The 12,811-nt window shown below is 32.4% G+C and carries 9 protein-coding genes; 7 read left to right on the forward strand and 2 right to left on the reverse strand.

The genetic code is table 11. The annotated features are described in order from the left end of the window. Nucleotides 1-574 precede the first annotated feature (574 nt). The 5 genes from CD129_RS06845 to CD129_RS06865 all read left to right on the forward strand — a co-directional run bounded on the left by CD129_RS06845 (nt 575) and on the right by CD129_RS06865 (nt 7,466). Nucleotides 575-1,276: a M15 family metallopeptidase gene (locus CD129_RS06845; RefSeq protein WP_107509756.1), complete on the forward strand. Its 702-nt coding sequence runs from the start codon at nt 575-577 to the stop codon at nt 1,274-1,276. 107 nt (nt 1,277-1,383) lie between these two features. After that, nucleotides 1,384-2,067 carry a heptaprenylglyceryl phosphate synthase gene (pcrB, locus tag CD129_RS06850; RefSeq protein ID WP_078358231.1) on the forward strand — a complete coding sequence of 228 codons (684 nt, stop codon included), beginning with the start codon at nt 1,384-1,386 and terminating at the stop codon, nt 2,065-2,067. 12 nt (nt 2,068-2,079) lie between these two features. Continuing rightward, the gene (gene pcrA, locus CD129_RS06855) at nt 2,080-4,260 is read left to right on the forward strand and encodes a DNA helicase PcrA (protein ID WP_115337267.1); all 2,181 of its coding nucleotides are present in this window, start codon (nt 2,080-2,082) and stop codon (nt 4,258-4,260) included. A gap of 3 nt (nt 4,261-4,263) precedes the next feature. Beyond that, the gene (gene ligA / locus CD129_RS06860; RefSeq protein ID WP_115337268.1) at nt 4,264-6,267 is read left to right on the forward strand and encodes an NAD-dependent DNA ligase LigA; all 2,004 of its coding nucleotides are present in this window, start codon (nt 4,264-4,266) and stop codon (nt 6,265-6,267) included. A gap of 11 nt (nt 6,268-6,278) precedes the next feature. After that, entirely contained in the window at nt 6,279-7,466 is a 1,188-nt protein-coding gene (locus tag CD129_RS06865) for a CamS family sex pheromone protein (protein ID WP_078358240.1), read from the forward strand. Nucleotides 7,467-7,560: 94 nt separating this feature from the next. Here CD129_RS06865 and putP (CD129_RS06870) read toward each other — a convergent pair whose 3' ends face one another. Further along, entirely contained in the window at nt 7,561-9,093 is a 1,533-nt protein-coding gene (gene putP, locus CD129_RS06870; RefSeq protein ID WP_115337269.1) for a sodium/proline symporter PutP, read from the reverse strand. 256 nt (nt 9,094-9,349) lie between these two features. Continuing rightward, nucleotides 9,350-10,873: a sodium/proline symporter PutP gene (gene putP, locus CD129_RS06875; protein ID WP_115337270.1), complete on the reverse strand. Its 1,524-nt coding sequence runs from the start codon at nt 10,871-10,873 to the stop codon at nt 9,350-9,352. A 165-nt stretch (nt 10,874-11,038) separates the two neighbouring features. Between putP (CD129_RS06875) and gatC the strand changes: the two genes are divergently transcribed. Both gatC and gatA read left to right on the forward strand, forming a co-directional pair. After that, nucleotides 11,039-11,338 (forward strand): Asp-tRNA(Asn)/Glu-tRNA(Gln) amidotransferase subunit GatC, encoded by a 300-nt coding sequence (gatC, locus tag CD129_RS06880; RefSeq protein ID WP_078358244.1) that lies wholly within the window; start codon nt 11,039-11,041, stop codon nt 11,336-11,338. 3 nt (nt 11,339-11,341) lie between these two features. Then, entirely contained in the window at nt 11,342-12,808 is a 1,467-nt protein-coding gene (gene gatA / locus CD129_RS06885; protein ID WP_115337271.1) for an Asp-tRNA(Asn)/Glu-tRNA(Gln) amidotransferase subunit GatA, read from the forward strand. The last annotated feature ends 3 nt before the right edge of the window (nt 12,809-12,811 follow it).

Below are 12,811 nucleotides of genomic sequence, written 5' to 3' on the forward strand. Positions count from 1 at the left end.
CTAGGCAAAATTGCTGATAAGAGGTGTGTTAAAAGCAGTACTAGGCAAAATTGCTGATAAGAGGTGTGTTAAAAGCAGTACTAGGCAAAACCGCTGATAAGAGGTGCGTTAAAAGCAGTACTAGGCAAAATTGCTGATAAGAGGTGTGTTAAAAGCAGTACTAGGCAAAACTGCTGATAAGGGTAGTGTTAAAAGCAGTACTAGGTAAAACTGCTGATAAGAGTATCTATAAAAGCAGATTTGAATACAAAATGAAGCTTAAGACATAAATATCCTAAAACTTTAAAAAGAGCAGAAATTCAATTTTAATAATGAATTTCTGCTCTTATTTTTGAATAAAAATGAATATTCTCAACGATTTTGTAAAGTGCTGACGCCTGAGGGAATAGTATGAGTGAGAGACTACAGGCTCGAACCATACCCCTAGGCAAGCATGCACGAACAAAATCGTAAGATTGTATAAAAAGGTAGGCAAACATGCACGAACAAAATCGTACGATATGCTTATTTATTTTGATTAATTATTAAAATAGTAATATAATAATTAAATTCAGTAAATTAAGGAGCGTTACACATGAAGAAACTATTTTTAATCGTTGGAATATCTTCTATAGTGTTAAGTGCATGTGGCGTAAATAGTGATTCAAGCAATCATTCAAATACAGAAGATAAATCATCTACAGAAGAACAATCTAATGGTCAAAATAACAAAAATAATCAAAAAAATGAGCAACCTAATATTAAGAAGAAAGATGGCATAACTTATGTTGATGGTCATGTTTTCGCAAATAAGAAAGTAGACTTACCTAGTGATTACGCACCAGGCGAAAATAGAACTGCAAGAACTGATTTGAACCAACTGATTCAAGATGCTAGAAATGATGGATTAGATGTTGTTTTTAGAAGTGGATACCGTTCATATGAAGAACAAGAACAGTTATATAATGATTATGTAGCAAGAGATGGAGAAAAAGCAGCAAATCAATATAGCGCGAAACCAGGTAAATCAGAACATCAAACTGGATTAGCATTTGATGTGGGATCTAATAAAGCGACTGATGATTTTAGAAAATCTTTTGGTAATACAAACGAAGGAAAATGGATTAAAGAGCATGCACATAAATATGGTTTTATCGTTAGATATCCTAATGGTAAAGAGAACATTACAGGTTATCAATATGAACCTTGGCATTTAAGATATGTAGGTAAAGATTTAGCAAATGAAATAAATAAGCAAAATACAACATTAGAAGAATACTATAATTATGGTATGTAAGAAGCGAAAAGTTCGCTTCTTTTTTTATGTGAATCAACCTATTTAGTTTCGGAATTTAAAGGTAAAAATGCTATAATTAATCTTATGATATTTAAAGGAGTTTAACTATGTACGATATAAAGTTATGGAAACATGTGTTTAAATTAGATCCTGCTAAATCCATTACAGATGAGGATTTAATGATGGTATGTGAATCTGGTACTGACGCCATTATAATTGGTGGTACAGATAATGTTACAGAAGATAATGTATTAAATCTTATGAGTCGTGTTAGACGCTATCCATTACCATGTGCTTTAGAAATTTCTAATATTGAAAGTGTTGTACCTGGTTTTGATTTTTATTTTGTACCGAGTGTATTAAATAGTAATAAAGTTGATTACCACAATGGTATACTTCAACAAGCAATAAAGAAATATGGTTACATGATGGACTTTGATGAAATATTTCTTGAAGCTTATGTCGTCATGAATGAGGATAGTAAAGTTGCTAAACTGACAGATGCTAGAACTCATTTGGATATTGAAGATTTGATAAGTTATGCAAGAATGGTCGACAAGTTATATCACATGCCAATATTTTATTTAGAATATAGTGGGAAATATGGAAATGTTGATGAAGTGAAAGAAGTGAAAGAACATTTAGAAAATGCTCAGTTAATATATGGTGGCGGCATTAACAATAAAGAAAAAGCTAAAGAGATGGCTGAATTTGCTGATACAATCGTGGTTGGCAATATTATATATAAAGATTTGAAGAAAGCTTTACAAACAGTAAAAGTAAAACAATAAAGGAAGGTTTTTATGAACGCATTGTTAGATAGAATGAATGACGAACAAAAACAAGCAGTCCAAACAACTCAAGGCCCATTACTTATTATGGCAGGTGCTGGTAGTGGTAAGACAAGAGTGTTAACACATAGAATTGCATATTTATTAGATGAAAAAGAAGTTAATCCATACAATGTGTTGGCTATTACATTTACAAATAAAGCAGCTAAAGAGATGAAAGAAAGAATTAGTCATTTAGTTGGACCTGAAGCTGAAAGCATTTGGATTTCAACATTCCACTCAATGTGTGTAAGAATCTTAAGACGCGACATTGATCGTATAGGAATTGAAAGAAACTTTACTATTATTGATCCTACTGATCAAAAATCAGTTATAAAAGAAATTTTGAAAAAGGAAAACATTGATAGTAAAAAGTATGAACCTAGAACATTTATTGGAGCAATATCAAACCTTAAAAATGAATTAAAGACTGCCGAAGATGCAGAAAAAGAAGCAAATGATTTCTATGCAATGATGGTTGCACGTGTATATAAAGGATATCAAAATAAATTATTGAGAAATCATGCGTTGGATTTTGATGATTTAATTATGATGACGATTCAACTGTTTGATCGTGTACCTGAAGTATTAGAATTTTATCAAAATAAATTCCAATATATTCATGTGGATGAATATCAAGATACAAACAAAGCGCAGTATACACTTGTTAATTTATTAGCAAGTAAATTTCAAAATATTTGTGTAGTGGGTGACTCTGACCAATCTATTTATGGTTGGAGAGGCGCGGATATTAAAAATATTTTATCGTTTGAAGAAGATTATCCAAAAGCACAAACAATCTTTTTAGAACGCAATTACAGGTCTACAAAAACGATTTTAACAGCTGCTAATGAAGTAATACGTAATAATTCAGAGCGTAAACCAAAAGCTTTATGGACAGATAATACATCAGGTGAAAAAATTAAATATTATGAAGCTACAACTGAAAGAGACGAAGCGGAATACGTTATTCGTGAAATCTTAAAGAAAAAACGAGAAGGCTATAATAATCAAGATATAGCTATATTATATAGAACGAATGCTCAATCTCGTGTACTTGAAGAAACATTCTTGAAATCAAATATTCCTTATACAATGGTTGGCGGAACGAAATTCTATGATCGTAAAGAAATTAAAGACATACTTAGTTATTTAAGATTAATTTCAAACAGTAATGATGATATAAGTTTTGAAAGAATTATTAATACACCTAAACGTGGTGTAGGTCCAACATCTGTTCAAAAAATCGCACAATATGCAGCTATGAATAACTTGAGTTACTTTGATGCTTTAGGTGAAGTTGATTTTATAGGATTATCTAAAAAGGTCACTCAAGAAGGTGCTGATTTTTATGAGATGATGAATAACTTAATGCAACAGCAAGAGTTTTTATCTATTACTGAACTTGTTGAACAAATATTAGATAAATCTGGATATAGACGTATGCTTGAAAATGAACAAACGATTGAATCTCAAAGTAGACTTGAAAATATTGATGAATTCTTATCAGTTCCTAGAGACTATGAGAAAAATACACCTATAGAAGAACAATCACTTATGAATTTCTTAACAGATTTATCATTAGTTGCAGATGTTGATAATGCTGATCTAGAAGCGGGCGTTACATTGATGACAATGCACTCTGCAAAAGGATTAGAATTTAAAGTTGTCTTTATAATTGGTATGGAAGAAAGTATTTTCCCACACTTTAGAAGTTTACAATCTGGCGAAGAACATGAAATGGAAGAAGAGCGAAGAATCGCATATGTTGCTATAACACGTGCTGAACAAGAGCTTCATTTATCTCACGCCACAACGCGTACATTATTTGGTAGATCTCAAGCTAATATGAAATCTAGATTCTTAAAAGAAATTCCAGAAGATTTACTGGATGGTGTTAAGCCGAAAACTTCATTTAAAACAAAACAGACTTCTGCACCGAAACGTGGATTTGCAGGACGTATGAATACGCAACAAAAACCAGAAACTTCATGGAATGTTGGTGATAAAGTTACTCATAAATCATGGGGAGAAGGTATGGTCAGTGCTGTAAATGATAAAAATGGTTCAGTTGAATTGGATATTATATTCAAAAAAGAAGGACCAAAACGTTTATTAGCTCAATTTGCACCAATTGAGAAAAAGGGAGAGTAAACTATGGATGAATTAAAAACAAGAGTTGAAGAACTTCATCAACTGTTACATCGTTATAATCGCGAATATCATGTATTAGATAACCCAACAGTACCTGATAGTGAATACGATAAGTTATTAAATGAATTAATTTCTATAGAAGAACAGCATCCTGAATTAAAGACGGCTGATTCACCAACTGTTAGAGTTGGTGGACCACCGTTATCTCAATTTGAAAAAATTAATCATGACACGCCTATGTTGTCTTTAGGGAATGCTTTTAATGAGGAAGACTTAAAAAAGTTTGACCAACGAGTTAAAGAAAAAGTAAATCATGTTAAATACACTTGTGAATTGAAAATTGATGGGCTTGCAGTTTCACTAAAGTATGTTAACGGACGCTTTGTGCAAGGCTTAACACGAGGTGATGGCACAACAGGTGAAAATATAACCGAAAACTTAAAAACAATACATGCAATCCCTTTAACAATTAAAGAACCACTATCTATAGAAGTTCGTGGTGAAGCATTTATGCCTAGAAAGTCATTTATGTCTTTAAATGAATTTAAAGAGAAAAATGGTGACCAACTTTTTGCCAATCCTAGAAATGCAGCTGCAGGTTCTTTAAGACAGCTCGATTCTAAATTAACCGCAAAAAGAAAACTTGATATATTTCTATATAGTGTAAATGATTTAACAGAAATAGAAGCGGCTAGTCAATCTGAAGCATTGAATAATTTAGACGAATTAGGATTCAAAACGAATAAAGAAAGAGAAACTTTTGATGATATTGATGGGGTCTTATCTTTTATTAGTAAATGGACGGAACAAAGAAATCAACTGTCCTACGATATTGATGGTATAGTCATAAAAGTAGATGATCTCAGTCAGCAAGAAAAACTGGGCTTTACACAAAAGTCTCCGAGATGGGCAATTGCATATAAATTCCCAGCTGAAGAAGTGTTAACAACTTTAAAAGATATTGAGCTTAGTATTGGAAGAACTGGTGTCGTAACACCTACAGCATTACTAGAACCTGTTAAAGTAGCAGGGACAACTGTATCAAGAGCATCTTTACATAATGAAGACTTAATACACGAAAAAGATATTCGTATAGGTGATAAAGTTATTATCAAAAAAGCTGGAGATATAATACCTGAAGTTGTTAGAAGCATTGTTGAAGATAGAACTGACGATAGTGAAGTTTACCATATGCCAACGCACTGTCCTAGCTGTGAACATGAGTTAGTCAGAATTGAAGGAGAAGTTGCGTTAAGATGTATAAATCCTAAATGTCCTGCACAACTTGTTGAAGGTATGATTCACTTTGTTTCTAGACAAGCAATGAATATTGATGGTCTAGGTGATAAAATAATAGAACAACTTTATCAAAATGATAAAATTAAAGATGTTGCTGATTTATATTACTTAACAGCAGAAGATTTGTTACCTTTAGAACGTATGGGTGAGAAAAAAGTTCATAATTTATTGACTGCAATCGAAGCATCAAAAGAAAAGTCTTTAGAACATTTATTGTTCGGATTAGGTGTTAGACACCTTGGAACAAAAGCTAGTAGAATTATATCTGAAAAATATGAATCAATTGATCGATTATTTGAAGTGACAATTGATGATTTAACATTAATACCTGATGTAGGGCATAAGATGGCTCAATCACTTGTTACTTATATGGAAAATGAAGATATTAAAGTATTAATAGACAAGCTAAAAAAGAAAAATGTTAATATGTCTTATACAGGTACAAAACAATCTGAAATAGAAGGTCATCCTGATTTTAGTGGAAAAACATTTGTGTTAACTGGTAAAATGGCAGAGATGTCAAGACCAGAAGCTACAAAAGTAATCCAATCACTTGGTGCAAAAGTAACAGGAAGTGTAACAAAAAATACAGATGTTGTTATTGCTGGTGAAGATGCAGGTTCCAAACTAGAAAAAGCTGAAAAATTAAATATCGAAGTTTGGTCAGAAGAAGATTGGTTAAACAAATATCGTAATATCAATGAATAGAGGTTAAAGATATGAAAAAAGGGTTTCTTATTTTAGCGTCTGTAATATTGCTTTCAGCATGTTCATCAGATACTACTCAAAAAGCAGATCAAGAAAAATCTGATAAAGAAAAAGAGCAAACAAAACAAATATCTACAGGAATGCAAATTTCTAGCGATTATTACCGTACTTTATTACCATTCAAAGTCAGTGCTGCTAGAGGATTAACACAAGACAACATGATTTCAAGTTATAACAGTGAAGCATTCGAAAGTGGTTTGTTAGATATAAGTAAACAAACATTTTCACCAGATGATTACCTATATAGAGATGGACAGTTTTTAGATAAAGATACAGTAAGTGCGTATTTAGCACCTAAATATACTAAAGCAGAAATTAAGGATATGAGTGATGAAGAAAAAGAGCAAAGTAAAGCTAAAGAAAACCTAGGACTCAATCCAACGCATGATGGAGAAACAGATCCTGAAAAAATAGCAGATAACTCACCTACATACTTATCTCATATAATCGAACAAGACTATTTCACAGAAAGTGATGCTAAAAAACAAAAAATATCTGGAATGACAATTGGTTTAGCAATGAATAGTGAATATGTTTATCAAAAAGAAGATTATGGTGAAACTTATACTAAAAACTTAGATAATAAAGAAGTTCAGAAAAAAGGTAAAGAGATGGCTGAAGAAATATTATCTCGCTTACGTGTAAGAGATGATCTTAAAAATGTTCCTATTAATTTTGCTATCTTCATTCAATCAGGTGAAGGTGATATTAAACCTGGAAAATTTGTTGCCCATGCGTCTAGTGAAGGCGGTAAAAGAACAGTAAAAAGTTGGGAAAAAATTAATCAAAAAAATGTTACACTCCCATCTTCTGAAGCATCAAACTTAGACAAAAATTTAAATACTAATTTTGAACAGTTTAATCAAGACTTACAAAAGTACTTCCCGAATTTCACACAATCAGTTGGTACTGGTAAGTTTGATGATGACAAACTTACTGAACTTGAAGTGAAAATTCCACTTGATTATTATGGAAAAGCTGAAGTAATAGGGGTTACACAATATGTAGCTGATTTATCTCAAAAATATTTCAAAGGTGTAGATGATATTGAAATATCAATTGTTGATGGGGAAGAACCACAAGCTTTAATTACAAAAGATAAAGACGATGATGAACCACAAATTCATATTTATAAGTAGTGATTAGAACAGAAATTTATTTTATAAAAATGTTTCTCTATAACAAAAAAGCTCTGAACAACCTTTAATAGGGTGTTCAGAGCTTTTTGTTTAATTAGTCTTCTTTTAAAACACGATTCATATGATCTAAACTATCAATAACTTCTTTTGTTGGTTTTTTAGTAAATGAACTTACTACTACTGTAACAACGACGTTCGTAAAGAAACCTGGAATGATTTCATATAGTTCGAATATGCCGCCATGACTCTTCATCATAATCCAAAATAATACAACGATAGAAGAAGTAACCATACCTGCAATAGCGCCGTTCTTAGTTAAACCTTTCCAATATAATGACATTAATACAAGTGGACCAAATGCAGCACCAAATCCTGCCCAAGCATTACCTACAAGGTTTAAGATTGTGTCGTTAGGTGTCCATGCAAGTAATATAGCTATAACTGCAACTAATAATACTGCAAATCTACCTATCAAAACAAACTCTTTATCACGGTCTGCTTCAAGACCACGCTTTCTAGTTATGATTCTGTAGAAGTCTTGTGTTAAAGCACTTGATGTTACTAATAATTGTGAAGATATTGTACTCATAATAGCTGCTAAAATAGCTGCTAAGAAGAATCCACCAATTAATGGATGGAACAATACTTGACTCATTAAAATAAATATTGTTTCTGGATTATCTATTGTATGACTTGTTTCATGAATGTAAGCAATACCTGTTAAACCTACTAAACATGCACCAATTAATGAAATAGCCATCCAACCTATACCAAAACGTCTAGCTTTAGGTAATAATTTGTGAGATTTAATTGACATAAATCTTACTATAATATGTGGTTGTCCAAAATAACCAAGGCCCCATGCAATTAGACCAATAATACTAATAGCTGAAGTACCTTTAAATAAATCTAAGTTTGATGGTTTAACTTCTGCCACTGTATTAAAAGTGTCTAAACCATTTAATGTTAATAATGCCGCAATAGGTACCATTACCATTGCTATTAACATAATCACACCTTGGAAGAAGTCTGTAAGTGAAACAGCTAAATATCCTCCAAAGAAAGTATATAATACAACTATACCACCCGTTATGATAATACCTAGTCTGTAGTCAACTCCGAAAGCACTTTCGAATAAAGTACCACCAGAAACCATACCTACTGAGGTATACAACGTAAAGAATACTACAATAATAATCCCTGAAATAATTTTTAATACATGTGTATCATCTGCGACACGTTTCTCAAAGAAATCTGGAATTGTAATTGCATTTCCAGTATGTTCAGTATAAACACGTAATTTCGGTGCTACTAATATGTAATTTAACCATGCACCTACTGTTAAACCGATTGCTAACCATGTTGCTGATAATCCAATGTTGTAAACTTCACCTGGAAGTCCCATAATCATCCAACCACTCATATCGGATGCACCAGCGGATAATGCTGTTACATAAGGACCTATACTACGGCCACCTAGCATGTACTCATCTAAATTGCTTGTTGATTGTTTATAAGCATAATAACCAATTGCTAATAAAACTACAAAGTAGACTATAATCATGAAGTAAGTCTGCCAGCCTGAAGCAACTCCAGAACTAACGTCAATTTGTCCTAAAATAAACATATTCCCGCTCCTTTATTTTTTATATTTTTTAAAGTTGCACATTGACCATTATACACAACTGAAATAATAATCAAAGGGTAAAAAGTAACTTTTGTGCTTATCTAGTCTACCATGTTTATTAAATTGTGTCACAATTTGTCCACAAATATAAATTATGATAAGTTGCTTAATAGCTTGTTCTATAAGCGTTTTCGCAAGATGTGATTTAATATTTTTATAAGTCTAAATTTTAATGAATAAAATTTTAAAAAGAATTTTAATTTTTTAATATTTTTTCCATTTCGTCGAACTTTTTAATGTCTTCAGGAGCTTTCGTAAATAGACTGACTAATATTGTTAATACGAGACTTGATATAAATCCTGGAATAATTTCATAGAATTCAAAAATGCCACCGTGATCTTTCATGAATATCCAGAAAATAACAACGATTGAACCAGATAAAATACCTGCAATTGCTCCATATTTAGTGAGTCGTTTCCAATATAAAGATAACAAGACGAGTGGGCCAAAAGCTGCACCAAAACCAGCCCATGCATTACCAACTAAATTTAAAATCGTATCATTTGGGTTCCAAGCTATGTACATTGCAACTATTGAAACGATTAATACTGATAAGCATCCTACAAGTACGAATTCTTTTTCGTGATCTTTATCTTGTAATGTTTTGCCTCTTATTAACATATAAAAATCTTGAGTTAATGCACTTGAAGTTACAAGAAGTTGAGAAGAAATCGTACTCATTATGGCAGCTAAAATTGCTGCTAAGAAAAATCCAGCAATTAATGGATGAAACAAAATTTGGCTCATAACAATGAATATTGTTTCAGGATTATCCACTTTTACATTTGTTTGTTCGACAAAAGCAATGCCTAGAAGTCCTGTAATACAAGCTCCGATTAATGAAATTGCCATCCAAGATATTCCGATTTTACGAGCTTTAGGCATAAGTTTATGTGATTTAATAGACATAAAACGTACTATTATATGTGGTTGCCCAAAATATCCTAATCCCCAAGCAAGTAAACTGATAATGCCAACAGTCGTCGTACCTTTAAACCAATCTAAGTTCGTTGGCTTGAGTTGACCGACTTCTGCAAAAGTATCTAGTCCATTTAATTTTAATAAAGCTACTATTGGAACAAGGACTAAAGCAAGTATCATAATGACACCTTGAAAGAAATCAGTTAATGAAACGGCGAGATAACCACCAAATAATGTGTATAGAATAACGATACTCGCAGCTATTAATAGACCTACGTGGTAATCTATACCGAAAGCACTGTTGAATAACACACCACCTGCAACCATTCCTGAATGTGTGTATAAAGTGAAAAATATTATAATAACTAGTCCGGAAATCACTTTTACAATTCTTGTATTATCTGATAAACGCTTTTCAAAATAGTCAGGTAAAGTTATCGCATTATCGGTTAACTCAGTATAAATTCTTAATCGAGATGCAACGAGCATATAATTTAACCAAGCACCGATTGTAAGTCCTATCGCTATCCAAGTTGCAGATAAACCAGTGCTATAAACGGAACCAGGTAACCCCATGATCATCCAACCACTCATATCTGAAGCACCTGCTGATAGGGCAGTTACTAATGGCCCTAAGTCTCTACCACCCAACATATATTCATCGAGCGTACTCGTCGAACGTTTGTAAGCATAGAATCCAATTGCTAGTAGAATTGCAAAATAAACAGCAATCATGACATATGTTTCCCAAGTAGTTTCGACCTTAACATTCTTAAATGCATTTCCAAGTATAAACATGAAAAACCACCTCTCACTCATTGACATAAAATTCAGAAAAAATTCTGATAATTTATTATACACAATGTATGCGCTTTCATGAAGCTAATTTTCAATAACTTTAGATTTTTATATGAAAATTTGGTAAAATTGTATGATGTTAGATTAACTAAGGAGGCGTCGCACATGACGAAGGTAACATCTGAGCAAGTTGAACATGTTGCTAATTTAGCTAGACTTGAAGTTTCACAAGACGAAGTCAATGAATTCACAAAATCTTTAGAGAAGATCTTAAACTTTGCAGGACAATTAGATGAAGTTGATACTGAAAATGTTGAACCAACATTCCATGTATTGGATTTACAAAATGTTCTAAGAGAAGATAAGAGTGAATTAGGAATTCCTCAAGAACAAGCATTACTTAATGCTAAAGAAAAAGAAGCGGGACAATTTAAAGTTCCAGCTATTATGAATGAGGAGGACTAAGGCATGACAATTCGTTATGAAACAATTGAGCGTTTATCAGAAATGATTAAAAATAAAGAAATTAAGCCATCTGAAATTGTAAGAGATATTTTTGAAGCAATTGAAGCAGATGATATAAATGTCAAAGCATTCTTAGCTTTAAACAAGGAAGAAGCAATTAAAAAGGCTGAAGAACAAGATAAACTACAAGCTGAAGATAAAATGGAAGGTAAGTTATTTGGTATTCCAATGGGTATCAAAGACAACATTATTACTGAAGGTGTAGAAACTACATGTGCAAGTAAAATGTTAGAAGGCTTTATTCCTATTTATGAATCAACAGTGATGAAACAATTAAATGCTGAAAATGGTATTTTAGTTGGTAAATTAAATATGGATGAATTTGCAATGGGTGGTTCAAATGAGAACTCTTACTTTAAGACAACTGTTAACCCATTTGACCATAAAGCAGTACCTGGTGGATCATCAGGTGGTTCAGCTGCAGCAGTAGCAGCAAGCTTAGTACCATTTGCTTTAGGTTCAGATACAGGTGGCTCAATTCGTCAACCAGCATCTTATTGTGGTGTAGTAGGTATGAAACCTACATACGGTCGAGTATCACGTTTTGGTTTAGTAGCATTTGCATCTTCATTAGATCAAATTGGCCCAATTACACGTAGTGTTAAAGACAATGCATTAATTTTAGAAACTATTTCTGGACACGATGCTCAAGACTCAACAAGTGCGCCAATTGAAAATGTGGATTTCACATCTGAAATTGGTAAAGATATTATAGGATTAAAAATAGCTGTTCCAGAAGAATTTATTGGATCTGGTGTTTCTGAAGACGTTAAGAACTCAGTTAATGAAGCAGTTAAGACACTTGAGTCACTTGGTGCAACTGTAGACCGTGTATCATTACCAAATACGAAATACGGTGTTGCGAGTTACTATATTATTGCATCTTCTGAAGCTTCAGCTAACTTAGCTCGATTCGATGGTATCCGTTATGGTTATCATTCAAAATCAGCTCATACACTTGAAGAATTATATAAAAAGTCTCGTGGAGAAGGTTTTGGAGATGAAGTTAAACGACGTATTATGTTAGGAACATTTGCATTAAGCTCAGGTTATTACGATGCTTACTACAAAAAAGCTCAAAAAGTACGTACTTTAATAAAACAAGATTTTGAAAAAGTATTTAATGACTATGATGTTATCGTAGGACCAACTGCACCAACAACAGCATTTAACATTGGTGAACAAGTCGATGATCCATTGACAATGTATGCAAATGATATTTTAACAATTCCAGTTAACTTAGCAGGTGTACCTTCTATCTCAATTCCTTGTGGTAAATCAAATGGTCGTCCAATTGGTTTACAAATTGTTGGTAAACCATTCGATGAAAAAACATTATACAAAGTTGCTTATCAATACGAAACTCAATTTAACTTACATGATGACTATAAAACATTACAAGGAGTGTGAATC

Source organism: Mammaliicoccus fleurettii, assembly GCF_003970575.1.
In the GTDB taxonomy this organism is placed as follows: domain Bacteria; phylum Bacillota; class Bacilli; order Staphylococcales; family Staphylococcaceae; genus Mammaliicoccus; species Mammaliicoccus fleurettii.